This window comes from Amycolatopsis sp. NPDC051045 (assembly GCF_040682955.1).
GTDB lineage: Bacteria > Actinomycetota > Actinomycetes > Mycobacteriales > Pseudonocardiaceae > Amycolatopsis.
This window is the reverse complement of sequence record NZ_JBFBCC010000009.1, coordinates 303,319-330,302: the sequence shown is the minus strand read 5'-3', so window position 1 is coordinate 330,302 and position 26,984 is coordinate 303,319. Positions and strand designations below refer to the sequence as shown.

The 26,984-nt window shown below is 71.4% G+C and carries 24 protein-coding genes; 8 read left to right on the top strand and 16 right to left on the bottom strand.

Going from position 1 to position 26,984, the window contains the following annotated elements; all coding sequences use genetic code 11:
* Positions 1 to 104: 104 nt before the first annotated feature.
* Positions 105 to 1,976, bottom strand: coding sequence for an ABC transporter ATP-binding protein (locus tag AB0M80_RS23370; protein WP_364568398.1), 1,872 nt, complete (start codon positions 1,974 to 1,976; stop codon positions 105 to 107).
* A gap of 97 nt (positions 1,977 to 2,073) precedes the next feature.
* Positions 2,074 to 2,520, bottom strand: coding sequence for a MarR family transcriptional regulator (locus AB0M80_RS23365; protein WP_364568395.1), 447 nt, complete (start codon positions 2,518 to 2,520; stop codon positions 2,074 to 2,076).
* A gap of 71 nt (positions 2,521 to 2,591) precedes the next feature.
* On the opposite strand from AB0M80_RS23365, the gene AB0M80_RS23360 reads away from it, so the two are divergent.
* Together AB0M80_RS23360 and AB0M80_RS23355 are read left to right on the top strand one after the other, a co-directional pair.
* A complete protein-coding gene (locus tag AB0M80_RS23360; RefSeq protein ID WP_364568392.1) occupies positions 2,592 to 3,446 on the top strand; it encodes an LLM class flavin-dependent oxidoreductase in 855 nt (284 codons plus the stop codon).
* Between the two features lie 46 nt (positions 3,447 to 3,492).
* On the top strand, positions 3,493 to 4,875 hold the full coding sequence (locus AB0M80_RS23355; RefSeq protein WP_364568389.1) for a hypothetical protein: 1,383 nt from the start codon (positions 3,493 to 3,495) through the stop codon (positions 4,873 to 4,875).
* On the opposite strand, the gene AB0M80_RS23350 is transcribed toward AB0M80_RS23355, so the two are convergent.
* From AB0M80_RS23350 to dgt, 5 genes are all read right to left on the bottom strand, one after another.
* Entirely contained in the window at positions 4,862 to 5,071 is a 210-nt protein-coding gene (locus AB0M80_RS23350; RefSeq protein ID WP_003071237.1) for a helix-turn-helix domain-containing protein, read from the bottom strand. The two genes, AB0M80_RS23355 and AB0M80_RS23350, sit on opposite strands and share 14 nt — an antisense overlap.
* A gap of 177 nt (positions 5,072 to 5,248) precedes the next feature.
* The gene (locus tag AB0M80_RS23345; RefSeq protein ID WP_364568387.1) at positions 5,249 to 6,877 is read right to left on the bottom strand and encodes an ABC-F family ATP-binding cassette domain-containing protein; all 1,629 of its coding nucleotides are present in this window, start codon (positions 6,875 to 6,877) and stop codon (positions 5,249 to 5,251) included.
* 153 nt (positions 6,878 to 7,030) lie between these two features.
* Positions 7,031 to 7,681 carry an acVLRF1 family peptidyl-tRNA hydrolase gene (locus AB0M80_RS23340; RefSeq protein WP_364568384.1) on the bottom strand — a complete coding sequence of 217 codons (651 nt, stop codon included), beginning with the start codon at positions 7,679 to 7,681 and terminating at the stop codon, positions 7,031 to 7,033.
* Between the two features lie 96 nt (positions 7,682 to 7,777).
* Complete coding sequence (locus AB0M80_RS23335; RefSeq protein WP_364568381.1) at positions 7,778 to 10,702, bottom strand: S8 family serine peptidase; 2,925 nt, start codon at positions 10,700 to 10,702, stop codon at positions 7,778 to 7,780.
* Positions 10,703 to 10,976: 274 nt separating this feature from the next.
* Positions 10,977 to 12,548 carry a dGTP triphosphohydrolase gene (gene dgt, locus AB0M80_RS23330; RefSeq protein ID WP_364568378.1) on the bottom strand — a complete coding sequence of 524 codons (1,572 nt, stop codon included), beginning with the start codon at positions 12,546 to 12,548 and terminating at the stop codon, positions 10,977 to 10,979.
* A 74-nt stretch (positions 12,549 to 12,622) separates the two neighbouring features.
* Between dgt and AB0M80_RS23325 the strand changes: the two genes are divergently transcribed.
* The gene (locus AB0M80_RS23325) at positions 12,623 to 12,964 is read left to right on the top strand and encodes a PASTA domain-containing protein (protein WP_364568596.1); all 342 of its coding nucleotides are present in this window, start codon (positions 12,623 to 12,625) and stop codon (positions 12,962 to 12,964) included.
* A gap of 6 nt (positions 12,965 to 12,970) precedes the next feature.
* Here AB0M80_RS23325 and AB0M80_RS23320 read toward each other — a convergent pair whose 3' ends face one another.
* Both AB0M80_RS23320 and AB0M80_RS23315 read right to left on the bottom strand, forming a co-directional pair.
* Positions 12,971 to 13,606, bottom strand: a complete 636-nt coding sequence (locus tag AB0M80_RS23320) for an SRPBCC family protein (RefSeq protein WP_364568375.1) — start codon at positions 13,604 to 13,606, stop codon at positions 12,971 to 12,973.
* Positions 13,603 to 13,977 carry a metalloregulator ArsR/SmtB family transcription factor gene (locus AB0M80_RS23315; RefSeq protein WP_364568372.1) on the bottom strand — a complete coding sequence of 125 codons (375 nt, stop codon included), beginning with the start codon at positions 13,975 to 13,977 and terminating at the stop codon, positions 13,603 to 13,605. The genes AB0M80_RS23320 and AB0M80_RS23315 overlap by 4 nt, the downstream gene beginning before the upstream one ends.
* Before the next feature lie 136 nt (positions 13,978 to 14,113).
* Between AB0M80_RS23315 and AB0M80_RS23310 the strand changes: the two genes are divergently transcribed.
* Positions 14,114 to 15,778, top strand: a complete 1,665-nt coding sequence (locus AB0M80_RS23310; RefSeq protein WP_364568370.1) for a GGDEF domain-containing protein — start codon at positions 14,114 to 14,116, stop codon at positions 15,776 to 15,778.
* A 487-nt stretch (positions 15,779 to 16,265) separates the two neighbouring features.
* On the opposite strand, the gene AB0M80_RS23305 is transcribed toward AB0M80_RS23310, so the two are convergent.
* The 3 genes from AB0M80_RS23305 to AB0M80_RS23295 form a co-directional block, all read right to left on the bottom strand.
* A complete protein-coding gene (locus tag AB0M80_RS23305; RefSeq protein ID WP_364568367.1) occupies positions 16,266 to 17,156 on the bottom strand; it encodes an NmrA/HSCARG family protein in 891 nt (296 codons plus the stop codon).
* A 119-nt stretch (positions 17,157 to 17,275) separates the two neighbouring features.
* Entirely contained in the window at positions 17,276 to 17,701 is a 426-nt protein-coding gene (locus tag AB0M80_RS23300) for a MarR family transcriptional regulator (RefSeq protein ID WP_364568364.1), read from the bottom strand.
* A 346-nt stretch (positions 17,702 to 18,047) separates the two neighbouring features.
* A complete protein-coding gene (locus AB0M80_RS23295; RefSeq protein ID WP_364568361.1) occupies positions 18,048 to 18,677 on the bottom strand; it encodes a TetR/AcrR family transcriptional regulator in 630 nt (209 codons plus the stop codon).
* Positions 18,678 to 18,722: 45 nt separating this feature from the next.
* Here AB0M80_RS23295 and AB0M80_RS23290 point away from each other — a divergent pair, with 45 nt between their 5' ends.
* On the top strand, positions 18,723 to 19,919 hold the full coding sequence (locus tag AB0M80_RS23290; RefSeq protein WP_364568357.1) for a nucleotide disphospho-sugar-binding domain-containing protein: 1,197 nt from the start codon (positions 18,723 to 18,725) through the stop codon (positions 19,917 to 19,919).
* Positions 19,920 to 19,935: 16 nt separating this feature from the next.
* On the opposite strand, the gene AB0M80_RS23285 is transcribed toward AB0M80_RS23290, so the two are convergent.
* From AB0M80_RS23285 to AB0M80_RS23270, 4 genes are read right to left on the bottom strand one after another with little or no spacing between them, the layout of a single operon-like run.
* Positions 19,936 to 21,096: a sulfotransferase gene (locus AB0M80_RS23285; protein ID WP_364568355.1), complete on the bottom strand. Its 1,161-nt coding sequence runs from the start codon at positions 21,094 to 21,096 to the stop codon at positions 19,936 to 19,938.
* A gap of 18 nt (positions 21,097 to 21,114) precedes the next feature.
* Positions 21,115 to 21,903 carry an SDR family oxidoreductase gene (locus AB0M80_RS23280; RefSeq protein ID WP_364568353.1) on the bottom strand — a complete coding sequence of 263 codons (789 nt, stop codon included), beginning with the start codon at positions 21,901 to 21,903 and terminating at the stop codon, positions 21,115 to 21,117.
* Positions 21,900 to 23,090, bottom strand: a complete 1,191-nt coding sequence (locus tag AB0M80_RS23275) for a hypothetical protein (protein WP_364568351.1) — start codon at positions 23,088 to 23,090, stop codon at positions 21,900 to 21,902. The genes AB0M80_RS23280 and AB0M80_RS23275 overlap by 4 nt, the downstream gene beginning before the upstream one ends.
* Positions 23,087 to 23,566: a nuclear transport factor 2 family protein gene (locus AB0M80_RS23270; protein ID WP_364568348.1), complete on the bottom strand. Its 480-nt coding sequence runs from the start codon at positions 23,564 to 23,566 to the stop codon at positions 23,087 to 23,089. Before AB0M80_RS23270 ends, AB0M80_RS23275 begins: the two co-directional genes overlap by 4 nt.
* A gap of 39 nt (positions 23,567 to 23,605) precedes the next feature.
* On the opposite strand from AB0M80_RS23270, the gene cysD reads away from it, so the two are divergent.
* From cysD to AB0M80_RS23255, 3 genes are read left to right on the top strand one after another with little or no spacing between them, the layout of a single operon-like run.
* Positions 23,606 to 24,538, top strand: coding sequence for a sulfate adenylyltransferase subunit CysD (gene cysD / locus AB0M80_RS23265; protein ID WP_364568593.1), 933 nt, complete (start codon positions 23,606 to 23,608; stop codon positions 24,536 to 24,538).
* Positions 24,538 to 26,349 (top strand): adenylyl-sulfate kinase, encoded by a 1,812-nt coding sequence (gene cysC / locus AB0M80_RS23260; protein ID WP_364568345.1) that lies wholly within the window; start codon positions 24,538 to 24,540, stop codon positions 26,347 to 26,349. Before cysD ends, cysC begins: the two co-directional genes overlap by 1 nt.
* 31 nt (positions 26,350 to 26,380) lie before the next feature.
* Positions 26,381 to 26,815, top strand: a complete 435-nt coding sequence (locus AB0M80_RS23255) for a VOC family protein (RefSeq protein ID WP_364568343.1) — start codon at positions 26,381 to 26,383, stop codon at positions 26,813 to 26,815.
* Positions 26,816 to 26,984 lie beyond the last annotated feature (169 nt).

The following is a 26,984-nucleotide window of genomic DNA, read 5'->3' as shown; positions in this document are numbered from 1 at the left end:
CCCACGTGCTCAGAGCCGGAACTCGCGTGATCAGAGCCGTAACTCGCGAGTTACGGCTTCAATCACGCGAGTTCCGGGCTCAATCACGCGAGTCACGGGGCTGATCACGCCACGGCGGGCTCCTGGTCGGCGAACTGGGTGGCGTGGAGGGTTGCGTAGCGGCCGTTGGCGGCCAGGAGTTCGTCGTGCGTGCCGCGCTCGACGATCTCGCCGTGCTCCAGGACCAGGATCTGGTCGGCCGCGCGGACCGTCGAGAGGCGGTGCGCGATGACCAGGGCCGTGCGGCCCGCCAGGGCGTGCGTCAGTGCTTCGCCGACCGCGGCCTCGGATTCGGAGTCCAGGTGCGCGGTCGCCTCGTCGAGCACGACGATCTTCGGCTGCGCCAGGAGCAGCCGGGCGATGGTCAGCCGCTGACGCTCACCGCCGGAGAGCCGGTAGCCGCGCTCCCCCACCGTCGTGTCGAGGCCGTCGGGCAGCGAATGCACGAGCTCGCCGAGCCGCGCGCGGTCCAGCGCCTCCCAGATCTCGTCGTCGGTGACGCCCGGCCGCGCGTACGCCAGGTTGGCGCGGATCGTGTCGTGGAAGAGGTGCCCGTCCTGCGTCACGACACCGACGGTTTCCCGCAACGAAGCGAAGGTCAGGTCCCGGACGTCCACATCGGACAGCCGCACCGACCCGGCGTCGACGTCGTACAGCCGCGGCAGCAGCGACGCGATCGTCGACTTCCCCGCGCCCGAAGACCCGACCAGCGCCACCATCTGCCCCGGTTCGGCGCGGAACGAGATCCCGTGCAGCACCTCTTCACCGCCGCGGTGGTCGAGCGTGGCGACGTCTTCCAGCGACGCCAGCGAGTACCGGTCGGCCGCCGGGTACCCGAAGCGAACGTCGGAGAACTCCACCGACACTCCCGAAGAAGGCGGCAAGGTCCGCGCGGACGGCTTCTCCTCGATCATCGGCTTCAGGTCCAGGACCTCGAAGACCCGCTCGAACGACACCAGCGCGGTCATGACGTCGACGCGGACGTTGGCCAGCGCGGTCAGCGGCGCGTAGAGCCGGGTCAGCAGCAACGCCAGCGCGACGACGGTGCCCGGGGCCAGCGAGCCGGTCAGCGCGAGGTAGCCACCGAGGCCGTAGACCAGCGCCTGGGCCAGCGCCGAAACCAGCGTCAGGCTCGTCATGAACCAGCGGGTCAGCATCGCGGTCCGCACGCCGATGTCGCGCACGCGCCCGGCGCGCTCCCCGAAGTCCTCGACCTCCTGCACCGGCCGGCCGAAGAGCTTCACCAGCGTGGCGCCGGGCGCGGAGAACCGCTCGGTCATCTGCGTGGTCATCCCGGCGTTCAGGTTGGCCGCTTCCCGCTGCAGCCCGGCCATCCGGCGGCCGAGCCGGCGCGCGGGCAGCACGAAGATCGGCAGCAGCACCAGCGCGAGCAGCGTGACCTGCCAGGACAGCGTGAGCATGACGGCCAGCGACAGCGCCAGCTGGATCGTGTTGGTGACCAGGCCGGACAGCGTCGCGGTGAACGTCCGCTGCGCGCCGATGACGTCGTTGTTCAGCCGCGAGACGAGCGCACCGGTGCGGGTCCGGGTGAAGAACGCGATCGGCATCCGCTGCACGTGCTCGAACACCGCGCGGCGCAGGTCGAAGATGATGCCCTCGCCGATGCGCGCGGACTGCCACCGTTCGACGAGGCCGAGACCGGCGTCGGCGATCGCCAGCCCGGCGATCACGACCGCGAGCCAGACGACCAGCGGCAGGTCGTGCCCGCCGACGATCGTGTCGACCACCTTGCCCGCGAGCACGGGGGTCGACACGGCGAGCACCGCCGAGATCACGGTCAGCACCAGGAAGGCCAGCAGCCGCCGCCAGTGCGGCCGGGCGAACCGCGCGACGCGGTTGAGCGTGCCACGGGTGAGCGCCTTCGGCGTGTCTTCGGCGCGCATCGCCGAACTCCACAGCCCCCACATGTTGTCCATGGGAATCCCCCAGTCTCGAAACCTCTATCTTAACTGAGGTTTTTTCCGGATATGACCTGGACAACGCCACCGCTGTCCGTTTGCTTCCCGATGTCGTTCACTCCCCGCGAACGACCAGGTGCAGCGCGGCGCGCAGCCGCTCGGCATCCTCGGCGGAGAGCGGCTCCAGCAGCAGCGCCTCGGCCTGCCGCGTGACTTCCGCGCCCGCCTCCCGGACGCGCTCCCCCTCGGAAGTGAGCGTCACGAGGCGCTTGCGCCGGTCGCCCGGCGCGACCTCCCGCCGGACCAGCCCCTTGGCCTCCAGCTCGTCGACGAGGGCCACCATCGTCGTCCGGTCGACCCCGAGCCGCGCCGCGCCGTCCTGCTGCGACCGGGCCGGCCCGTCGCCGAAGAGCGTGAGCAACGCGAGCTGCCGCCCGGTGACACCGAGTGGCGCGTACAGCGGCTCGGCCAGCTCGGCGAGCCGCAGCTGGGCGTGCTTCAGCAGGTAGCCGAGCCGGTGGGTGACGGCGGGCGGCGGCCCGGTGCCGAGGTCGCTGGACATGAGAGGACCCTACACCTACACTGATCGTCAGTTTAACTGATAATTCGTTCCACTGATGATCAGGAGTTCCCATGACCACCGTCGGGCTCAAGCCGCCCCAGCAGCACGTCGGCATCGCCGAGCTCCGCGAGATCTGGGCGATCGCCGACGACGCCGGTTTCGACGGCTGCTGGGTGTTCGACCACCTCGCGCCGATGGGCCCCGACCGCACCGGCGACGTCTTCGACGGCTGGAGCCTGCTGGCCGCGATGGCCGAAGCGACGAAGCAGGTGCGGATCGGCTGCCTGGTCTCCGGCAACACCAACCGGCACCCGGGCACGTTCGCCAAGATCGCCGCGACCGTCGACCACCTCTCCGGCGGTCGGCTCGACGTCGGCCTCGGCGCGGGCGGCGACGTGCTGACCGACGGGATGATGGGCACGCCCACGCCACCGCCGGCGGAACGCGTCGAAAGACTGGCCGAAACCTGCGAAATCCTCAGTCTGCTGTGGACGCGGCCCGTCACCGACTACGAAGGCCGCCGCTACACGCTGACCGGCGCGATCAGCGACCCGAAGCCCGTGCAACGGCCGAAACCGCCGCTGTGGCTGGGCAGCAGCGGCGAAAAGCGCGGTTTGCGGGTCGTCGCCGAGCACGCCGACGTCTGGCTCAACGCGGCGCTGCCCGGGACGGAAACAGCCGAGCTGCAACGCCTTTCCGGCGTTCTCGACACGCACTGCGCCGCGGCCGGCCGCGACCCGGCGTCGATCCGCCGCGCCGTGCAGTTCCGCCTGCCGTCCGATGCGGACAGTGCGCTGAGCCTCGCCCGCAGCTACGTCGACGCCGGTTTCACCGAGCTGGTCCTGATGCCGGCCGGGCCCGGGGACGTCGTCCGGGCGGCCGAAGCCGCCGCGAACCTGCTGCCCCGCCTGCGCGAGCTCGGCTGAACCGGGCGGGCGACGGCGATTCCGGCGCGCTCGGTAGCCTGAGGCCGTGGGAACGGAGGTGGGCCAGGCGCCCGCATGGCGACGCGCGGCCCGCCTCTTCACGGCACCGGCGCGCCCCGAAGACTCGGCGCCCCTGCGCTGGGATCTGGGGTTTTACCTCGCCTGCCTGGCTTTCGCACTGCCGACGGCGCTCGCGTCCGAGTTCTACGGCTACCGCATCTGGGGCGACTTCGCGACGGTGGCGTACGCCTTCGGCGCGGCACACAGCGGATACCTGCTGCTGTCCGCGCGCAGCGGGCGCACGCCGCGGGGCGCGTTCGACTCACGCTGGTGCGGCATCGCCGCGGTCGCCCTGTTGGCGATGATCATCCCGTTGACGCTTCTGGTGATTCGCCGGCTGACCGGCGTGGACTGGCTGATCACGCCGTTCTCGTGGGCCGCGCAGCCCGAGGTCTGGGTCATCGAACGGTCCGCGGATCTGCTGCTGCACCACGGAACGCCGTACGTCGACGTCACCGCGCTCGGCCGGGCGCCCGTGGTAAACGATTACACACCGTACGGCCCGGTGATGGCGGTCTTCGGCCTGCCGCGGGCGCTGCTCGGCGGCACCCCGCTGACCGACGCGCTCACCGACGCCCGCTGGATGTTCGCCCTGGCCGCCTGCGCGTGCGTGCTGGGCACGCTGAAGCTGCTGAAGTGGCCGCGGGTGCCCGTCGGCGCCGCACAGCTCGCGCTGGCGTGCCCCCTCACCGCGCTCACCTGGGCCGTGGCCGGCCCGGACCTGGCGATCGTCGGCCTGCTGGTGCTCAGCTGCGCCCTCGCGGCCACCGGACGGGTCGCCTGGTCGGGCCTGGTGCTGGCGCTGGTCCTCAGCGCGAAGCTCATCGTCGCGCCCGCGGCCGCGGTGCTGGCGGTGCTCGTGCTGGTGCGCCGCGGCTCGCTTCGGTTCGGCTCGGTTCAGTTCAAGAGTGGGCTCGACTGGGCGGCACTGGCCCGGTTCGCGGCGGCGCTGGTGGCGACGACGGCCGCCCTGCACCTGCCGGTGTACCTGGTGGATCCGGCGGCGTTCACCGAGCACGTCTTCCGGTTCCCCCTCGGGATGGGCGTCGTGCGGTCGCCCGCGGCCAGCCCGCTGCCGGGCCACCTGATCGCCGAGACCGGCGCGTTCGGCCGGGTGGCGGCGTTCGCGCTGGTCGGCGCCGCGGCCGTGGCGATGCTGGTCTGGCTGGTGCGCCGGCCCCCCGCGAACGGCTGCGGCGCACTGCTGCGCATCGCCGTCGGACTCGGCGCGTTGATCCTGCTCACCCCGGCCACCCGGTACGGCTACCTGGTGTACCCGCTGATCCTGCTCGGGGCCCACCTGGCGTTCCGCGTGGCCGAAGCGCCCACTGCGCCCCCCGCGCAGCAGTCCGCGACTACTTCTTCTTGACCCTCGTGGCCCCGCCGCGCCCCCGCAGCTGGACCCCGGACTCCGACAGCACCCGGTGGACGAACCCGTAGGACCGCCCCGTCGACTCCGCGAGCGCCCGGATGCTCGAGCCCTTCTCGTATTTCTTCTTCAGGTCAGCGGCCAGCTTGTCGCGCGTGTTGCCGGTGATCCGCGCGCCTTTCTTGAGATCAGCCACGTCGATCGCCTTCCCGCCGAGAGTGTTCTGGGCCACATATCGGCCCCTGCCGGGGCAATGATCGAACACTGAGCGCCGGAATGCCAGACGACAGACGCGAAACAGCCGAAATTGCGATCACATTGGGCCATTCCAGTGCTCTGGGGCTGGCGATCTTGCACCCGAATGGACGCACCGTCACGCGAGCTGGACAAGTTCGAGGTAGTCCGCCGACCAGTGGTCCTCGGTTCCGTCGGGCAGCAGGATGACCCGCTCGGGCTCCAGCGCCTCGACCGCGCCGGGGTCGTGCGTCACCAGGACGACGGCACCGGCGAAGCTGCGCAAGGCGTCCAGGACCTGCGCCCGGCTGGCCGGGTCGAGGTTGTTGGTCGGCTCGTCGAGCAGCAACACGTTGGCAGCACTGGAGACCAGGCCCGCCAGCGCGAGCCGGGTCTTCTCGCCGCCGGAAAGCGTGCCCGCCGGCTGGTCGAGTTGTTCGCCGGTGAAGAGGAACGAGCCGAGCAGGTTCCGCAACTCCTGCGCGCCGGTGTCCGGAGCGAGATGTCGGATGTTTTCCCACACCGACGCATCATGATCAAGGGTTTCGTGTTCCTGTGCGTAATAGCCCAAACGCAATCCGTGACCCGGAACGACGGATCCGGTGTCCGGGGTTTCCATTCCGCCCAGCAGCCGGAGCAAAGTCGTCTTTCCCGCGCCGTTCAAGCCGAGTACGACAACCTTCGAACCGCGGTCGATCGCGAGATCGACGCCGGTGAAGATTTCCAGTGAGCCGTACGACTTCGAGAGGCCCTCGGCGGTGAGCGGGGTGCGGCCACAGGGCGCGGGCTCGGGGAACTTGATCCGGGCGACCTTGTCGGCGTGGCGGGTGTCCTCGAGGGCGGAGAGCATCTGCTCGGCGCGGCGCGCCATGTTCTTGGCCGCCACGGCCTTCGTCGCCTTCGCACCGAGCTTCGCGGCCTGCTGCTGCAGTGCCGATGCCTTCTTCTCGGCGTTGGCGCGCTCACGGCGGCGGCGCTTCTCGTCGGTGGCGCGCGCGTCGAGGTAGCGCTGCCAGCCCATGTTGTACAGGTCGAGTTCGCCGCGGGTGGCGTCGAGGAACCACACCTTGTTGACCACGTCGGCCAGCAGTTCGACGTCGTGGCTGATCACGACCAAGCCACCGTCGTGCTGCTTGAGGAAGCCGCGCAGCCAGTTGATGGAGTCGGCGTCGAGGTGGTTGGTCGGCTCGTCGAGCAGCAGGATCGTCTCGGACTTGCCGCCGGCCCCGGCTTCGGCCGCGGCGAACAGGATCCGCGCCAGCTCGACGCGGCGGCGCTGACCACCGGAAAGCGTCTGCAGCGTCTGCGCGAGCACCCGGTCGGCGAGACCCAGGTTGGAGCAGATCCGTGCGGCTTCGCTCTCCGCGGCGTACCCGCCGAGAGAGGCGAAGCGCTCTTCGAGCCGCGCGTAGCGGTTGATGGCCTTGTCACGCGCGGCTTCGTCGACCAGCTCGGCCATCGAGACCTGCGCCTTTTCCATGTCGCGCATCAGCTTGTCCAGACCGCGCGCCGAGAGCACGCGGTCCTTCGCCGTGACCGACAGGTCGCCTTCGCGCGGGTCCTGCGGCAGGTAGCCGAGCGCGCCGGTGCGGCGCACCTCGCCCGCGTGCGCCTCGCCTTCGCCGGCGAGGACCTTCAGCGAGGTGGTCTTGCCCGCGCCGTTGCGGCCGACGAGGCCGATGCGGTCGCCGGGCTGGATGCGGAGGGTGGCGCCGTCGAGCAGGATGCGCGAACCCGCGCGCAGCTCAAGGCCGGTGGCCGAGATCAAGGGAAACTCCCGTGGACGGGGGTGAACGGAGGACAGCGTTGGCGAAGGACAGCGTCGAGCGGCCGCTCGGGCCGCGGGCGTCACTCCAGCTGGATATCCACGGAGCCCAGTGTACGGGGCGGCGTCCACCGGTTTTTCCGGACGTGTGCGGTCTCACCCGTCGCGCAGTGTGACCTGCACCGACAGCGCGCGCACCGCGGCTTCGTCGAGGACGGCGCGGCTCGGTTCGCCGACCTCCAGCACCCGCGGTTCCGCCCGCGCGAACAGCGGGGTCAGCCGGGGGTCCTGACGCAGTTCGTCGAGGGCCCGCCGGTCACCGCCGAGCACCACCGCGTCCACTTCGGACAACCGGGGCAGGAGCACCTCGAAGACGTCCTGCGCCGCCGCCTGAAGGGCGTGGCGAGCCTGTCCGGCCCGACGCCGGGCGAAGCGCTGCTGGGACCAGCCGCCCGCCGCGGACCGGCCGTGGACGAGGTGCCGGTCGGTCCGGGAGAGCTCGACGCGGCCGTCACGGGCGACGCCGACGCTGTGCCCGCCCAGCCGCACCAGCACGAGCGCGATCGTCCGCGGAAGCCGTGCGTGGGCCACGAGCGCTTCGACGGACGGCTCGTCCAGCGGTCCGAAAGGGACGGTCGCGGTCGCCGCGGATCCATCGGCGGCGGTCACGCGAATCTCGTCTTCCGTTCCCGAGGTCGCCACGATCCCGCCGTGCCGCTCGGCGAACCGGTCGAAGAAGCCCGCGAGCCGCTCGGGCGGCACCTCGACCGCCCGCCCGCCGCCCGCGACCTGCCGCGCCTTCGCCATGGGACCCCACGGTACGGGGCCGTGGCCAAGAAGCCGTGAAGGCCACCTCACCGGCCACAAGAGCCGGCAAGGTGGCCTTCACGGCTTTGCGCCGGACTACAGCGGGTGCACCGGGCCGTTGTTCGTGGCCCCCCGCACGTTCGACGGAGCTCCGGCCGCCGGGGGCTGCACGAACCCGTTGATGTGCAGCGCGACCGCGCGGATCGAGCCGCTGTCGCCGCCGGCCGCGTCGACCACCCCGAACGTCCACGTGCCGTCGACGGCCGCACCGGCGAGGTTGCCGGTCAGGGCCTGCGTCGGCCGGTAGGTGCCGGTGAACGGCGCGTTCGCCGAGGTCACCGTGCTGAACGCCGTCGCCGCGTTGTCGGCGAAGACGACCTGGCACAGGTTCTTGCCCGAACCACCGTTGCGCTGGAACACCGTCGCCTTCGCCCCGGAGGGCGCGGTCAGCGTGCCGACCAGGTCACCGACGTACGAGTGGTTCAGGCCCACCGCCGTCGACGTCGGGTCGGTGCTGCAGGTGGTGCCGTCCACGGAGAACGTCACCTTCGACGCGCGGCCGACCCCGGTGACCGGGATGGTCACCGACGCGCCGACCGGGCTGTTGTCCGGGATCGCCACCGGCGTGCCGGCGTAGGCGAAGTTCTGCGCGACCGGCGACGGGGTGCCGACCGGCAGCGAGAACGTCGACGTCGTCGGCGAGTGCGCCCCCGCGAAGGTGACGCGGGCGTTCAGCACCACCGGCGCGCCGAGCTGCTGGCTCGCCGGGACGGTGATGGTGAAGTCGTTGACGCCGGTCTGACCCGGGCTGATGGTGCCGTAGGACTTCGCCCGCGGGGCCACGGTGACACCCGGGGTCGGGCTGGTGAGCACGACGCTGGTGGACACCGCGGTGCCGTCGCCGTCGTTGGTCACCGGCAGCGTCACCTTGGCGGTGTCGCCCGGGTCGAGTGCCGAGCCGCCGTCGGCCGGGGTGACCGTCGGCTGCTTGGCCACGACCAGCGGCTGCGGGCTGGCACCGGTGTAGGCCAGCACCTTGTCCGCGAGGATGACGCCGGCCCCGGTGAAGTTGTCGCGGCCCGGGGTCTCGATGTCGATCGCGGTGTTGATCAGCGCTTCCCGCACCTCCGCGGGCGGCAGGCCGGGGTTGCCGGACAGCACGAGCGCGGCGATCGCGGCCGCGTGCGGAGCGGCGGCCGAAGTGCCGAAGAACGGGTTGAACCCGGTCACGCTGGTGGTGACGCCGTCGGCCGCGGTGATTTCCGGCTTGTTCCGGACCTCACCACCGGTCGACGACACGTTGCCCGGGGTGATCGGCGTGCCGTCGGCCTCGTAGAACACGCGCCGCGGGCCGTCGGAGGTGAACCGCTCGGCCTTGGTGGCCCCGCTGAACGAGCCCGGGTACGGGCCGGCCGGGTTGGCCGGGTCGCCCGGCTCGAGCAGCCGGCCGAACGCCTTGGCCGCCGGGGCCGCCGCGACGCTGAAGGCGTCCCGCGCGGCCGAGTGACCGACCGTCACGCCCGGGGTGTTGTACGCCTTGAGCCCGTCGGCCGAGTCGGAGAACCGGCCGCGCAGCGCCGAAAGCGAGAGGTAGCGGTTCTGGCCGGAGAACTTCACGACGGCCAGCCGCAGCCCGGTGCCGCCGAAGGTCGGCGTCTGCAGGATCTCGTACGGGTCCTGGGTGCCGTCCTGGACGTTCTGGCTGAAGCTGACCACGGCGCCCGCGGAGTTGAGCAGGTAGAGGTCGTAGTCGTTGGCCGAGTGCCCGGTCGGGTCCGACCAGTGCAGCGTCACCGGGACGCCGGCCGAGGACGCGTTCGAGATCGGCTCGTAGATCTGGTTGCCCGCGGCGCCGGCGAAGTTGTGGGCGACGCCGGCGAACTTGCCGACCGACTTGCCGGAGTCGACGAAGTCGCCTTCCCAGTGCCCGGCGGTGCCGCTGGCGACGTTGCCTTCGTTGCCCGCGGACGAGAAGTACAGCGCGCCGTCGGCGGTCACGTCGTTCACGGCCTGGGCGATGATCCAGTCCTGGAACGGCGATTCCTTGAAGTAGATGACGTCGTCGACGATGACGTCGCAGTGCGCCTCGAAGCGAAGTCTGCGGATGTTGTCCGCGAAGCCGGCGTCCGAGTTGAACGCCGTCGCGAAGCCGAGCGCGGCGCGGGGCGCGAGATCGTGGATGATCTCGAGCATCGCGGTGCCCTCGTCGTCCTGGCCCTCCTGGCCGGGGAGGACGTCGACGTCCGGCGGGAGCTCGCCCTTGGCCTGCGAAGCGGCCAGGGAGTCGACGCCGTCGGACAGCGCGCACGCCTTGACGCCGACGCCGGTGACGCCGAACTGCTGGCGCGCGATGTCGGCGTTGTGCGCGCGGTCGCCTTCGCTGGTCAGCGTCGCGGCCGCGGCGGCACTGCGTTGCTGGGACTTGCTCGCCAGGGCCTTCTGCAGCTCACCGGCGATCCGGTCGGCCTTCTGCTGCTTGGTTTCGGCCGGGGCGCCGGACTTGCCGGGCGTCGCGGGCGTGGCCAGTTCCCGGGCGGTCATCGCCTGGTCGGCCTGTTCGACGCGCTGGACGTCGCCCCGCGCGGCGATCTCGCCGACCTTGTCCAGCGGCACTTCGGCGCGGACGCTGGCGTAGCGATCGGACACCGCGCGGATGCCCGCTCCGGCCTTGGTGAGCCCGGCGAGGAGGTCCGGCGAGACCTTGCTCGCGCGGATGTCGACCAGGACAGTCCCGGTCGCGGAAACGGTGGCCCCGGACTGCAACGCGCTGAGCTGCTTCCCCACGCCCTTTTCGGCGACGAGCAGCTTGCTGTCCAATTTGGACTCGGTGGCGGTACGGCCCGCCTTGACCGCCTGCAAAGCGGCGATCTGCTGTTGCGCGGTTTCGCTGAAAGCGTCCGGTGCGGACGCGGTGGCGGCCCCCGCGGCAGGCGGGGACACCAGGCCGAGCGCGGCGAGCAACGCCGCGGCACCGGCTGTGAAGGCGGTGGATCTCGATCTCGTGGAACGGGTACGACGCACGTGCGCCCTCCGAAATCTCCAGGCGCGTGCCCCGACTCACGCTGACCGACAGCCGGTGATCACCGGCTGGATCCAGCTAAGTCCCGGAAGTTCTCCGTAAACATCAGCCGTTCGAGTGACAAAGGACAGATATTTTCCCGAATGGACCGAATGACGTAGGCCGTTCAGCGCAGCGGGGTCCGGATCGCCGGACACGCACCGGACAACGCCGCGGGCGCCACCCCGACCACGGAGTGGGATCGGTGCGCAATGTCCACATGCGCCGGACCAGCGCTCAGAGCACGAACGAGTCCGACCACGGCTGCGCGGCCCGGCCCGACAACGCGTCGAGCAGCGTCACCGCCTGCTTGTCGGTGAGCGAAGCCACGAAGTCGACCACTGCCCGCCCGCGGGCCAGGCCGCGCACCGCGTCCGCACCCGTCACCGGCTCCCCCGTCGCCCCCACCAGCAGCTCCGGCGCGGACCGCGCGAGCTCGGTGTACTCGGCGCGGGCCAGCTCGACGAGGTCGTGCAGCCGGCGCGGCAGGCGAGAGACCTCGTCGCGGTCGAGCAACCACGCGTCGAGCGCGTCGACCAGGCTCTGCACCACCCCGGCCTGGCCGCGCTGGTGGAGCGCGAGGTCGGGGCGCAGCAGCACGAACCGGCGGTGCACGAACTTCAGCACCTGCACCTCGTGCCACTGGGCGGGCCGCAGCGAGACGTGCCCGGTGCGGGTGGACGGCGAAGCCAGCAGGAACACGCCGTCGACCAGCCGGGCGGTCCAGTTCGCGGAGAACGCCGCCGTCGCCTGCTCCGCCTCGATCGAGCCGTCGAACGCCCCGGCGAGCAGCCCGTCGACCAGCTCCGCGAGCACCCGCGCGACGGCGGCGGCGAACGCGTCGTCGTCGACGATCCACGCGTCCTTGACGTGCATGCGGCGGCGGACGCGTTCGAGCGAACGCCCCGGCCGGCGCACCTCCGCCTGCAGCGTCTCGTCGTCCAGCGCGGCCAGTTCGCCCGCGTGCTGAAGCCACTCCCCCAGCTCCGCCGCGACCGGCGCGTGCTGCAGCACCCCGATGCGGTGGAAGTCCTGCAGGTCGTGGATGGCGTAGGCGATGTCGTCGGCGGTGTCCATCACGGACGCTTCGACGGTCTGCTGCCAGCCGTCGACCCGGCCCGCGAACACCGCACGGGCCTGCTCGAAGTCGTCGAGTTCGGTGGCGTAGGCGGAGAACTTGGCCGCGCCGGTGCCCGGCGCCCCGCCCGGTTCGGCGGCACCGCGGGGCGGCACGGCCATCGACGACGGGTGCGGCGCGGGGTGGTGCAGCCGCAGCCACGGGTACTTGAGGACGGCGGCGCGCACCGCGGCGGTCAGGTCGAGCCCGATCGCCGACGGCCCGCGCACGTCGGTCGTGGTGATGATCCGGAACGTCTGGGCGTTGCCCTCGAAGCCGTCGGCGAGGTTGAAGCGGTGCCGGGCGACGCGGTCGAGCGTCTGCTCCCCGAGGTGCCCGAACGGCGGGTGCCCGAGGTCGTGGGCGAGCGCGGCGGCCTCGGCGACGTCGGGGTCGCAGCCGCCCAGCTTGTCGGCCAGCCCGGCGTCGGGCCCGGTGGCGACGCGCTCGGCGATGGCCCGCGCGACCTGCGCGACCTTCAGGCTGTGGGTGAGCCGGTTGTGCAGCAGCCCGGCGCCGCCCGCGCTGACCACCTGCGTCACCCCGCCGAGCCGCGCGAAGAACGGCGAGGCGGCGATCCGGTCGCGGTCGATCCGGAACGGGCTGGTCGCCAGGTCGGTGAACCCGCCGACGTTCGCCACGGGGTCGCGCCGCGCCGCCCGCGGGTCGGGGTGCTCGCTGGCCTGATCCATGCGCCCGACCTTATCCGGAGGTTCACCTGAACGGCGGGCAGGCGCGTGGGTACCCCGGAGGTATGTCCCGACGGATGGTCACGACACTGGCGGCGCTCGCCTTGACCACGGCCGCGTGCGGTACCCCACCCGGCGAGTCCGGCACGACGACCGTGGTCAGCACCTCGACGTCCGCGCCGGCTTCGGCCGCGCTGATCAAGGTCCCGGACGTCTCCGGCATGAACCACCAGGACGCCCAGAACGCGATGCAGCGGGCCGGGCTCTACAACCTGCGCGAGGTCGACGGCACCGGCCAGGGTCGCGCGCTGGTGATCGACCGCAACTGGGTCCAGACGGCCCAGGACCCGGCGCCCGGCACCGAGGTCACGCCCGACGCGGTGATCACCCTGACGGCGGTCAAATACGACGACCGGTGAGGCGCCTCACGCCTCCGGCGGGGTCGTGTACGCCTTCAACGTGCGGTCGGCCGCAGCACGGGCCTTCTCCGGGTCCGCGCCCGCCGCGACGTCCGCTTCGTACCAGGCCTCGTTCGAGGCCGTCATGAAGCGGATGCCCTCGGGCGACATCATCCAGGCCATCGCCGCCTCCGGGTCGACCGCCGTGCCCGGCGAGGCCAGGTGCAGGACCAGGCCGACCAGTGCCCCGTCCCAGCCGATGCCGACCGCGCCCGGACCGAACTCGTCCCAGCGCTCGTCGACGTGGGCGACGTGCTCCAGCTCGAACCGCGTGCCCTCGCCCTCCGGGGTCAGCCGCACCTCGATCCAGCTCACCGCGCCGCCGAACTCCCACGTGGCGGCGAAGCTGTGCGGCGGGTCGCAGCGCTCAACCGTGCCGCCCGCGTTGCCTTCGAACTGGTAGTGCCCGCCGACCTTGAGCTCGCCCGTCACCGGCAGGAACCAGCGGGGGATGCGCTCGGGATTGGTGCAGGCGTCCCACAGGTCGTCGGCATCGGTGTCGTAGACCTGGCTGATCGTGAGAACGCGGGCTTCCTTCCCCTCGAGCACGCGGTCGCCGAGCGTCCTGCGGACGGCGCTGATCTGGTGGCTGACGTCGATCACGAACGTTCTCCTTCTTCGGTGCGGTCTTCGGTGCGGTCTTCGGTGAGGCGGCGGGCCCGCTTGCCGCGGGCGATTTCGGTGGCCAGCGCGTCCAGCGGCGGGGTCCAGTACCGGCGGAACCGGTCGAGCCAGACGTCGACGTCCCGCAGCGGGGCGTGCCCGACCGCGTACAGCCGTCTCGTCCCGTCCTGGCGGACGACCGCGAAGCCGTTCTCCCGCAACACCTTCAGGTGCTGGGAGACCGCCGGTTGCGAGATGCCGAACTCGGCCCGGATGACCTCGGTCACCGCGCCGGCGGCCCGCTCGCCGTCGGCCAGCAGCTCGAGGATCCGGCGGCGGACCGGGTCGCCGAGGACGTCGAACGCGTGCACCCGGCCAAGCTACAAGCAGTGACTTATATAAGTCAACGGTGAAACAGTTACTCCGTTGCAGGGAACCCGGTGCCGCCCCGGTGAACATCAGCCGACATCGGTTTCGTTCCGCCGCGCGACCCGCGACGATCGGGTCGTGAAGTCGCCACGCGCGGTCCGCTTCGCCTTCCAGCCGCTGTACAGCCTCCACACCGGAGGCGTCGTGGCGCACGAAGGGCTGGCCAGGCCCGGCCACGGAACGGTCTCCGCGCTGCTCGCGCAGGCGCGCCGCGACGGCAAGCTCGCCGAAGCCGACCTGGGGCTCGCGGTCGCCGCCGTCCGGCAGGACGAGACGTCCCTGCCGCTGCACCTGAACCTCTCCGCCCGCACCCTCGCGGCGCCACCGGCGAGGTACGACGACCTCCTGGCCGAGCTCGCCGACGCGGGGCGCCGCACCCGCGACGTCGTCCTGGAGATCGGCCCGCCGTTCTCGCCGCTGCCCGCCGGCCGCGCGGTCGCCGGGATGCGAGCGCTCACCGAGCTCGGTTTCCGCCTCGCGCTCGACGGCCTCGGCCGCGGCGACCTGCCGCTGAGCTTGCTCGTCGAGGCGCCGATCGACCTGGTGAAGCTCGACCGCACCGTGCTGCGCGGGCTGCCGGACGACCCGGCTCCGGCGGCCGTGGTCGAGGCGCTGCTGCACTACACGAACCGCACCGGCACCCGGCTCGTCGCGACCGGCGTGGAGACCGACGCGCAGCTCGACGCCGTCCGCGGGCTCGGCGTCCGGATCGCACAGGGGCACCTCCTCGCCCCGCCGACCGCCGCCGGTCCCGCGCCGGCCCTGCTCACCCGGGGCCGCCCCGCGGCCGGACCGGGTGCGGCCGCGCCGTGCGTCGGCGACTTCCTCCGCCCGGCGACGACCCTGCCGGAAACCGCGACGTGCGACGAAGTCCGCGCGGTGCTCGCGGCGGCGGACGCGCCTTCGGGCGTGGTCGGGGTGGACGAGCTGAACCGGCCGCGCTGGTCGGTCGACCGGACCCGGTTCCTGGTCGCGGTCACCGGCCCGTACGGGCACGCGCTGCACGCGAAGCGCCCGGCGGCGCGGCTCGCCGACACCCCGCACACGATCGAGGCCCGCGCCGGCGCGATGGAGTTCCTCGAGCTGGTCACCGACGCCGACTGGGGCCGCACCGGCGACGACGTCGTGGTGGTCGACGAGCTCGGCCGGTGCCTCGGCGTGGTGCTGGTGACCGAGGTGGTCCGCGGCGTGGCCGAGGCGAAGGTCGAGGCGGCGGCGGCGCTGAACCCGCTCACCCGGCTGCCGGGCAGCGACACGATCGCCCGCGACGTGGCCCGCCGCATCACGATCGGCGAGCCGTTCGTGGCGGCGTGGCTGGACATCGACGCGTTCAAGGCGGTCAACGACACAGCGGGCTTCGCGGCGGGCGACCGCCTGATCCGCGAGCTGGGCGCGACGCTGAAGGACCTGTCCGGCGGCCTGCGCCGGATGCGCGTGAGCCATGTCGGCGGCGACGACTTCCTGGTGGTCTGCGACGTCGACGAGATCGCGACGGTGGCGGCGGCCCTGCTGGACCGGCCATGGTCGGCCGAGGGCCTGCCGGTGACGGTGTCACTGGCGACGCTGGTGTGCGCGAGCGAAGCGATCGGCTCGTACCAGGAGGGTTCCCGGCTGTTGGCGCCGTTGAAGAAGCGCGCGAAGGCGGTGCCGGGGCCGAGCTGGGTGCTGAGCCGCCCGGGTTCGGAGCGGGTGGAAGTACTGCGCGGCATCGGAACTCGAGGCCTGCAGGTCGCCGCGGGTTAGTACTCCAGCCGTAGATCTTCATGGCCACTCGAGGGCTGCTTCTCGGCGGTGATAGCGGCTGGTGCGGGCGCGGTGTCGATGGCGTCGGCGCCAGGTTGACCAGGCGTGTGGGCAGGCCGGAACACGTGCGGGCTCGACGACCACGGCGGTGAGCAGCCGGGCTGATCTCGTTGCAGGTCAACGCGATCAGCCCGGCCGGTGCGGGCCGGGCATTGTGCTCGTTCGCGGTGATGACCGCGAGCAGGGCGTGTAGGACGCCAGCTCCCCGGTGCCGCGGTGACGACGCGCCAACAGCCACCAGCACTGGGTGTGTCGCCGCTATCGCCCGCGGACTCCACGGGCGGGAGCAGCCATGCGGGTCGGTGTCACCGGCGTGTTCGGCGATGCTCCAGCAGGAACCGGCCGGCCCGGCGGCGGAGGATCAGGCGGTGATCGTGCCATGTCCGAGACCGCCACGCCGGCAAGATCACGGCCTACGGCTGGAGTACTAGGAACGGACCCGGTCCGCGGGCGCGGTCCAGCCGCTGGCGCGGATCCACTCGGCCAGGTCCCAGGTGGTCGGCTCGATCGCCCGCACTGCTGCGAGGTCCGACGGGTATTCGGACGCCTTGGCGAACTCGCGGAACATCGCCTTGTCGAGGTCGTTGCCGAGGACGCTCAGTGGCAGGGCCTCGTAGCGTGACGGTAGTCCGGCGCGCGCGCCGAACGCGGCGGCGATCTGGGGGCCCGTCGGCTCGTCGCCGATGACCTCGATGGCTCCGCCGGGCACGTCCGCGGTGTCGAGCAGGATCGCGGCGGCGACCTGACCGATGTCCTTGATCGAGATCATCTTCAGGGCGATGTCGTCCGGCAGCGGCAGCCTCAGCACGATCGTTCCGTCCTCCAGGCTCGGCGCCATCACGGTCGCGAAGTTCTCCATGAAGGCGGTCGGGCGAACCATCGTGGCCCTCAGGCCGGAAAGCTTCAGGTATTCCTCGATCCGGTGCTTCGAGTCGTGGTGCGGCACGCCCGTTTCGCAATCCGCTCCGAAGACCGAGTTGAACACGACGTGTGGCACGCGCGCCGCGGCCGCCGCATCGACGAGGGCGGTGCCCACTCGGACCTCCTCCTCGATCTCCTCGAGGCTGTTCGCCTCCGGGGTCATGAAGGAGAACGCATCGACCGCCTCCAGCGCGGCGACCGTTGACGCCGGGTCGTCGATCCGGACAGTCGACAGCTCGACGCCTCGGGCGGCCAGGGCCCGCGCCCGGTCGGACTCAGGGCTGCGGACGAGGGCGCGCACCCGCGCTCCTCGGGCCAGGAGCGCGTCGACGACCGCCCCGCCCTGCTGCCCCGTCGCACCGAAGACCGCGATCGTGCCGTTTTCCCGCGTGACCATGTCGTCACCTCTCGTCAGTTCATGCCATGAACTTCGACTAGTTCATGCCGTGAACCATACTAGTTCACGCCGTGAACTTACGCCAGGCATGGAGGTGCCGAGGAGGACTGCGCGGTACGTCAGGACGAGGTGGACGCCGGGACGCCGGCCGCGTCCACGATGGCGGTGGCGAGGCGTTCGAGGTCGCGCTGGCCGTCGGCGTCGAGGTTCTCCGCGACATCGGGCAGGCGCTTGACGGTCTCGGCGAACACCGCCTCGGCGAGCACCTTCCCCGCGGGCGTCACGCCGAGCATGATGACCCGCCGGTCCTGCTCTGAACTCGCCCGGCTGACCAGGCCGCGCCGCTCGGTGCGGTCGACGAGTTGGCTCAGCGCGTTCTTGGTCATGCCGAGCGAGGCGGCGAGGTACGCCATCTGCCGCGGCTCGTTCCTGACCGCGCACAGCAGCGTGGCCTGCGAGGGCGTCAGGTCGTACTCGGCGCAGATCTGCGCGTACCTGCGCTGGATCAGGACCGAGAGCCAGAAGAGCTTGTCGCCGTAGTCCACGCCCGCCGCCCCTCGTCTGGTACCTGACACCTAGTCTACCGACGCCGACCGGCTTGCCCGACCGTCCAACCGACAGTGAAATCCGCCTTGCCTTGCCTGGAGCGCCGCGACCCCTCCGCGAAGTCCTCGGCGCCTGGCAAATCCTCGTTGGCCGGTGTTCGCGTTGACCTGCAACGAAGTTCAACGGCTGCTCACCAGTCGGAGTACTAGTGCCGCGAACGGACCCGAAGCTTCGGATCTTCGTCTGCCGGGTCAACGTCCTCCGTGTCCTTTTCGGGACCTCCTGACATTTCCCCTCAGTTAGGCGCCGTGCGCAGTGCCGCGTCAACGCATACAGGACCACTTCTCACTCCCAGCCGAGCGTCAGCTGCGCCTGGACTGCCATCACCGCCCAGGCCACGTACTGCTCGTGCGCCCAGCCGCACACCGCGGTCAGGTGGTCGTAAGCCTCGTGCGACAGGATCAGCCCGAGCGCGTCGGCCAAGCGGCCGATCGCTCCGGCGGCGGGTGCGAGCCCGGCCGCCTCGAGGCGGCCCACGATCTCCGCGCGGCGGGCCACCGCCAGCTCCGCGCGGACCGCCGCCACCGCCGGGTCGGCCGCCGCCGCCGTGGTGAACGCGCGCCAGATCGGCAACGACCGGCGCACGCCCTCGGCGACGCGGGGCACCACCGCCGTCCAGTCCGCCGGTCCGGGCGGGCCCGCCAATGCGTCCAGGTCGACCGCATCCGGGTCGCCCGCGAAGCCGTCCCGGAACGCGGCGATCAGCAGCTCCGGCTTGCGGCCCGCCTGCGTCACCGTCTCCAGGCTCACCCCCGCCTCCGCGGCGATCTGCCGCATGCTCGTGCCCGCATAGCCGCGCGCGGCGAACAGCTTCCCCGCCGTCGCCACCACGTGGGCCCGGGTGCGCCGGGCGCGGGCCTCGCGCACCGGCGACTCGTAACGGCGCCGTGCGCCCTCGGCATCAGGTACTGTCATCGATATTGGATAGTACAGCGTATCGATCAATAGCGGGGAGGGACCATGACCCGGGTACTCGTCTGCGTGCAGCCCGCGCGCGGTCACGTCGGGCCGACCAAGCCGGTGGTCGAGGCGCTGATTGCCGCCGGCCACGAGGTCGCCGTCGTCACCGGGGCGCGCTACCGGCAGGCGTTCGAAGAACTGGGCGCCGAGGTGAGCGTGCTGCCGCCGGAGGCCGACTTCGACGAGACCGACCTGGACGGCACGATCCCCGGCCGCGCCGGGCTGAGCGGGCTGAAGCTCGCCCGGTTCGAGCTGGCCCACTTCGTCCGCGCCGTGCCCGCGCAGCTGAGCGTGATCGATGAGCAGGAAGCCGACGTCGTGCTGTGCGACCCGCTGATGATGGCCGGGCTGGCCCTGGTCCGGCGCAACCGGCGGCCACGCCTGTTGACGCTCGGGTTCCTGCCGTTCATGCCACCGGTCCCGACCGGCCCGCCCGGGCATCCCCTGCGCGGCGCGCTCCTCAAGACGCTCGCGCCGTGGGTGACCGGGCCGGCGCAGAAACTGGCGAAAGACCTGCTCGGCGGCGACCCCGGCATGCTGTTCACGGACTGGCCCCTGCACAGCGACGGCGTCCTGCAGATGACCTGCCCCGGCTTCGAGTACCCGCGCGAAGGAGCGCCGCTGCACTTCATCGGGCCGACGACGGTCAGCGCGGCGAGCGAGCACCCGCTGCCGTCGTGGTGGACCGACCTGGACGGCGGTCGGCCGGTGGTGCACGTGACCCAGGGAACGATCGCGAACGACGACCTCGGCCGGCTCGTCGAGCCCACGATCGACGCACTGGCCGAAGAGGACGTCCTGGTCGTCGCGACGACGTGCGGCGGGCGGCTGCGGCCCGGTCCGCTGCCGGCCAACGTCCGGGTGGCCGATTTCCTGCCCTACGACGAACTGCTCCCCCGCTGCGCCGCGATGGTCAGCAACGGCGGGTACGGCGGCGTCAACCACGCCCTCCGCTACGGCGTACCACTGGTCGTGATCGGGGCCAGCGAGGACAAGCGCGAGGTCGCGGCCCGGGTCACCTGGTCGGGGGCCGGGATCGGCCGCGCCCGCGCCTCGGCCTCACCGCGGACTCTGCGGCGGGCCGTCCGCGCCGTCCTGGACGATCCGCGCTACCGCGCCCGTGCGCAGGAGCTGGCCGAAGAAATGGCCGCCGGACCGGCGATGGACGACGTGGTGAAGCTGATCACCGCGGGCTGAGCGGCGATCACCGCGGTCACGACCCGTGGGCCGCCAGGTAGCTCGCGAAGCGCTCGTCGACTTCCTCGGGCGTCAAACCGAAGTCCGCCAAGCTGTAGCGGTGCACCGGTTTCCGTTCCCCCTTCCGGCTCGCCTCGTGCACCGCCGTCATGGCCGCCCGCGCCTCGTCCGTGAACGTCAGTCCGAAGTGGTCGTACACAGTGGACACGGTGCCGATCGGGTCCGCCACGAAGTCCTCGTACCGCACGTCGCAGAACTGCGCCGGGTTGTGGCGCGCCCGAGCCCAGCCGAACTCGTCGGCTCCGCGTGCCCACAGGTCGAGCTGCCCGTGGCCGATCACCTCGCCGCGGAACTTGTCCGACCAGCCGTCCGCGGCTTTCTCGGCGAGGCTGCACATCGACGCCATGATCGTGCGCGGCGCCCGGTGCATCTGGATCACCAGCGCGTCCGGGTAGTTCGCCATCAACGCGTCCAACGCGAACAGGTGGCTCGGGTTCTTGAGCACCCAGCGCCGGCCCGCGTCCGGCAACCCGATCAGCTGCAGGTTGCGCTTGTGCCGGGCGTAGGCGTCCGTCCAGTCCTGTTTGGCCAGCCAGCGCGAGTAGCGCGGCAGGTGCGCGAGGCACTCGAACGACACCGACCGCATGGACTGGCGCAGCAGCTGCCAGCACTCCTCCACCTGGTCGGCGGACATGTGGTGCACGCCCATGAACTCCGGGTGCTCGACGTGGTGGCGTTCGTAGCCGGCCTGGATGCCCTGGAAGATCGGGTTCTCCGCCCACGTCGCACGCGGCGGCCGCGGCTGCGGCACCTCGGCGAGCCACACTTCGAGGCCCTGGTGCGCGGGATCCTCGACAAGCAGCCGGTGCAGCGCGGTCGTGCCGGTGCGGGGCAGGCCGGTGACGAAGATCGGCCGCTCCACGCGGACGTCCGCATACGCCGGGTGCTGCTTCCACGACGCTTCGCTGAGCAGCCGCGCCACGAGCGCGCCGCGCAGGAACGCCCGGTGCACCTTGTTGCCGAACGGGGTCAGTTCCGCGTCGGCTTCGTAGGACTCCAGCAGCACGCGCAGGCCTTCGACGTACTCGTCCGAGCCGAAGTCGGCGAGCCCGGTGAGCTTCGACGCCGAGGCGTGCAGGTCCTCGACGGTGCCCACGTCTTCCCGGCCGGGGAGCATCGGTCCTCCTCGTGAAGGCTAGTGGTGGTACTCGCCGCCGTTGACGTCGAGGCACTGCCCGGTGATCGCGCGCGCCATCGGCGAGGCGAGGAACACCACGGCGTCGGCGATCTCGTCGGGTTCCGGCAGTTTGCGCAGGTCGATCGTGGACGCCGTCTCCGCGTAGACCTCTTCCGGCGTGATACCGCGTTCCTTGGCCAGGTGGGCGAAGTACCACTGGAGGTTCGGCCCCCAGATGTACCCGGGCGCCACGGTGTTGACGCGCACGCCGTCCGGCCCCAGCTCACTGGCGAGGCTCTGCGAGAGCGACAGCAGCGCCGACTTCGCCATCTTGTAGGCGCCGAAGGTGCGCCGCGAGTGCCGCAGCACGGCCGAGTTGATCATCACCAGCGAGCCCTTGCTCTCCTTGAGCGCGGGCAGGAACAGCCGGGTCAGCCGGAGCACCGAAATCGCCGCGGTCTCGAAGCCCGCGCGGACGGCGTCGAGCTCCACCTTGGCCAGATCGGTCAGCGGCGGGACGGCGAAGGCGTTGTGCACGACCGCGTCGACCCGGCCGAACGCCTTGACCGCCTCGGTCACCAGGTTCGCCGCGGAATCCGCGTCGTCGATGTCGGCGCGGACCGCGACCGCCCGGCGGCCGAGGTCGGTCACCTCCTTCGCGACCTCGGTGAGCCGCGACTCGGTGCGGGCGGCGAGCACGACGTCCGCGCCGGCCAGCGCGCTGCGCACGGCGATCGACCGGCCGAGCCCGGGGCCGATCCCCGAGACGACGACCACCTTGTCCTGCAGCAGGTTTTCCACGCTCACCCCAGCATCCGGGCGGCGACGGCGTCCTGCCGGGCCGCGATCCCGGCCGCCCACTGCTCCGGCGTCACGCGTGCTTCGGAGTGGTACGGCAGCCGATCGGGCAGTTCGTCGGTCTTGACCACCTCGACGACCGGGCCGTCGTCCGGGCCGAGGTCGCGCGCGAGCCGCTGCCAGCGGATCTGGACGTACCCGCGGTCGTGCCCGGTGAGTTCGAGCCAGTTCGCCAGGCCGGGGTCGCGCTCGCTGAGCACGAACCGGATCTTGCCGTCCGGGTCCACGCGGGCCTGATCGGCGGTGAGGCTCGTCTGGTGGTTGATGTAGTCGAGTGACACGTACCAGAGGCTGCCGAGCTGGATGCCCTGGTACGGCGCGTCCGCGCAGCGGGGCACGGTGACGATCATGGCCTCTTCCTCGCCGAGCTCGTAGTGCCCGGCCGAGGAGAACTGCGTGGTCAGCCCGCCCGGCGTCGAGCGCGGCTCGGTCATCGTGTTCACCGGCAGGTCGTAGTAGAACCACTTCGGGAAGGCCAGGAACGTCTTGAGCCGGCTCAGCAGGATCTTGCCGGTGACGCCGTAGCGCTTCGCCAGCGCCGAGCGGTCCGGCACCGGCGGCGCCTGGCCCGCGGTGTCGACGCACCGGATGCGGATCTCGCCACGCCGTTCGGTCGCCCAGTCGCTGTAGACCTCCCGGACCACGAGCATCGACGAGCCTTCGCCGAGGACGAAGTAGTTCGGCCCCGGGTTCTCGCGCGCCGGGCCGAAGCGCAGCTCGAACCGGCCGTCCGGGCCGATCTCGATCGCCCGGTCGTCGAACGCGGCGAGGCTGTCGGGCACCTCCACCGGCGAGTAGTCGCCGTTGAGGATCTGGAAACTCAGGTCGGCGGCGGTTCCGCGGACGCCGGTGACCAGGTACTCGCGGTCCGCGCGGATGTTCGCGTTGAAGTACAGCGTGTCCGGGTTGTCCAGGCCCATCTTCGTGTAGGGCCCGGTGGACGCGGTGAAGTACGGGAAGTCCCGCTGGTAGGCCCAGGCCATCTGCAGCGACGCCCGGATGCTGCCCGCGAGGTAGTCGTAGCCCTCGAGCAGGTCCTGCTCGGTCCGCACGTGCGGCGCCTCGGCGATCAGTTTCTCGGCTTCGACGATGGCGTCGGCGAACGGCCGGGTCAACGAGAACTCGTTCTCGATCATGCCGGGACGGCCCAGCGGTTCGCGATCAGCTTGAAGCCCGGCACGCTGTCGAAGGACATCATCGACTCGTAGGTCCGGACGTACCCGATGTGCGACATCCGCCAGACGCCGTCGTGCTCGCGGCGGTAGGTGTCCTCGTAGAACGCGGCACCTTCGATGATCACCTTGTGGTCGGGGACGATCACCCGGTCGGTGAACGACCATCGCCCGGTCGCGGTGTCGCCGTCGACGTCGATCTCGGGCTGACCTGCGTGGTGCACGGTGATGATGCCGTTGCCGAGGCTTTGGGTGAGGAATCCGACGATGGCGTCGCGGCCTTCGAACTGCTTCCCGTCGCCCCCGACGGCGTGGGTCCCGTAGTCGGCCGTGGCGTCGGCGGTGAACGTGGCGGCCACCTCGTCCCACAGTTTCAGGTCCACCCCGCGCAGGTACCGGTACTTCAGCCGCTTGATCTCTTCGAGTACGACCAGGTCCATCCTCACAGGGTCCCGCACCGCTTGACCGATGACAAGAACATGTTCTACTTTTTTCCGGTGTCCGTGACCTCGTACGAGCTCTCGCACCTGGCCGCGCTCGAAGCGGAGGCCGTGCACGTCTTCCGCGAAGTCGCGGCGACCTTCGAGCGCCCGGTCCTGCTGTTCTCCGGCGGCAAGGACTCGGTGGTGATGCTGCACGTCGCCGCGAAGGCGTTCTGGCCCGCGCCGCTGCCGTTCCCCGTGCTGCACGTCGACACCGGCCACAACTTCGACGAGGTGCTGCGGTTCCGCGACGAGACCGTCGCCGCCCTCGGCCTGCGCCTGGCGGTCGCGAGCGTGCAGGACGACATCGACGCGGGCCGCGTCGTCGAGGAGACCGGGCCGCGGGCCAGCCGCAACCGGCTGCAGACGGTGACCCTGCTGCGGGCGATCCGCGAGGGCGGCTTCGACGCCGTGTTCGGCGGCGCCCGCCGCGACGAGGAGAAGGCACGCGCGAAGGAGCGCGTGTTCAGCTTCCGCGACGAGCACGGCCAGTGGGACCCGCGGGCGCAGCGCCCGGAGCTGTGGAACCTCTACAACGGGCGGCACCGGCGCGGCGAGCACATCCGGATCTTCCCGCTGTCGAACTGGACCGAGCTGGACATCTGGCAGTACATCCGGGACGAGCGGATCGCGCTGCCGCCGCTGTACTACGCGCACCGGCGACCGGTGGTGCAGCGCGACGGGATGCTGCTCGCGGCGACCCGGTTCCTGTCGCTCGTGGACGGGGAAACGCCGTACGAGGCGACCGTGCGCTTCCGGACCGTCGGCGACGCCACGTGCACCGGCTGCGTCGAGTCGTCGGCGGCGACACCGTCCGAAGTGGTCGCCGAGGTGGCCGCCACGCGCATCACCGAGCGCGGCGCGACCCGCGCGGACGACCGGATTTCCGAAGCAGGCATGGAAGACCGCAAGCGAGAGGGCTACTTCTGATGCAGCTGCTGCGGATCGCCACGGCGGGAAGCGTGGACGACGGCAAGTCCACTTTGATCGGCCGGCTGCTGTTCGACTCGAAGGCGATCTTCACCGACCAGCTGGCCGCCGTCGAACAGGCCAGCCGCGACCGCGGCGAGGACTACCCGGACCTCGCGCTGCTCACCGACGGACTGCGGGCCGAGCGCGAGCAGGGCATCACCATCGACGTCGCGCACCGGTACTTCGCCACGCCCAAGCGGAAGTTCATCATCGCGGACACGCCGGGGCACCTGCAGTACACGCGGAACATGGTGACCGGCGCGTCCACCGCCGACCTGGCGCTGGTCCTCGTCGACGCGCGCAAGGGCGTGCTGGAGCAGTCGCGGCGGCACGCGTTCCTCGCGTCGCTGCTCGGGATCGGGCACCTCGTGGTGTGCGTGAACAAGATGGACCTCGTCGGCTGGTCCCAGGAGCGGTTCGACGAGATCCGCGAGGACTTCCGCCGGTTCGCGATGAAACTCGACGTCGCCGACCTGACGTTCGTGCCGGTTTCGGCGCTGCACGGCGACAACGTCGTCCACCGCAGCACGAGCATGCCGTGGTACGAGGGCACTTCGCTGCTGCACCAGCTGGAGGAGGTGCACGTCGCCTCCGACCGCAACCTCATCGACGCGCGGTTCCCGGTGCAGTACGTGATCCGCCGGTCCGACTTCCGCGGCTACGCGGGCACCATCGCCGGCGGGGTGTTCAAGCCGGGCGACGAGGTCGTGGCGTTGCCCTCGGGATTCACCTCGAAGGTGCGCGCGGTGTGGGGTCCCGGCGGGCAGCCGCTGGAAGAGGCGTTCACCGGCCAGGCGGTGGCGGTCGAGCTGGCCGACGACCTCGACCTCGGCCGCGGGGCCATGCTCTGCCGCCCCGGCAACCGGCCGGAGTCGGCCCGCGAAGTGGACGCCCTGGTCTGCTGGTTCTCCGACCGCGCTGCCTTGACCCCGGGCGCGACCTACGCGGTGCGGCACACGACCACCGAAACGCGGGGATCGGTGGAACGGCTGGAGTACCGCCTCGACGTCACCACCCTGCACCGCGACGACACGGCGGAGTCGTTGCGGCTCAACGACATCGGCCGGATCCGCCTGCGCACGCGGGCACCGCTGCTGTTCGACCCGTACCGCCGCAACCGGGTCACCGGCGGTTTCCTGCTGGTCGACGAGCACACCGGCGACACGGTCGCGGCGGGCATGATCACCGGCGCTCCGGCGTCCCCGGTGGTCTGGCACACCGCGGCGGTGCGGCGCGAGGACCGCCCGACCCGCGGCGCGACGGTGTGGCTCACCGGGCTTTCCGCGTCGGGCAAATCGTCGGTGGCGGTCGAACTGGAACGCCGCCTGGTCGCGGCGGGCCGGCCGGCGTACCTCCTCGACGGCGACAACCTGCGCCACGGGCTCAACGCGGGTCTCGGGTTCAGCCCGGCGGACCGGGCCGAGAACGTCCGGCGGGTGGCGGAGGTGGCGCGCCTGTTCGCGGACGCGGGCGTGGTGGCGATCGCCTCGCTGATCAGCCCGTACGAAGCCGACCGGGACCGGGCCCGGGCAGTGCACGACGGGCTGCCGTTCGTCGAGGTCTTCGTCGACACGCCCCTGGAGATGTGCGAAGCTCGCGACCCGAAGGGCATGTACGCGAAGGCGCGCGCCGGGGAAATCACCGGCTTCACCGGCATCGACGCGCCCTACGAGCGCCCTTCGTCGCCCGATCTGGTCCTGCGTCCGGCCGACGGCGACCCGGCGGCGATGGCGGCGGCGATCCAGGGCCTCCTCGAGGAATTCGGCTGAAACGTGGTGCCCCGCGCTCTATGGTGGCCTCATGACGTCGGTCAGGCAGGTCCAGGTCACTTTCGACTGCGCGGAACCCGAGCGTGTCGCCCGGTTCTGGTGCGAGGTGCTGGGGTACGTCGTACCGCCGCCCCCTCCGGGGTTCGCGACGTGGGCGGATTACGACCGCTCGCTGCCGCCCGAGCGTCAGGGTGCGGGGTTCGTCTGCCAGGATCCCACCGGCGCCGGCCCGCGGCTGTACTTCCAGCGCGTGCCCGAAGGCAAGGTCGTCAAGAACCGCGTGCACCTCGACGTGCGGGTCGGCACGGGGCTCGTCGGTGAAGAGCGGCTCGCCGCTCTCGAGGCCGAGTGCGCGCGCCTGGAGGTGCTCGGCGCGAAACGTCTGTGGCTCCAGGAGGCGGACGAGTACAACGAGTCGTGCCTGACGATGCAGGACGTCGAGGGCAACGAGTTCTGCCTCGACTGAGCGCAGTCTCATTCCACCGGAACGTAGTCCCCCCTTTCCGGGCGGCGGCGAGATCGGCGTACGCGGACCCGGCGGTCGTGAACCGCCCCCGGACCACGCGGACGTAGGAACCGTCCAGCGGAAAGACGAGCACGAACTTCGACCCGGCCGTTCCGCGCAGAACGGCTCC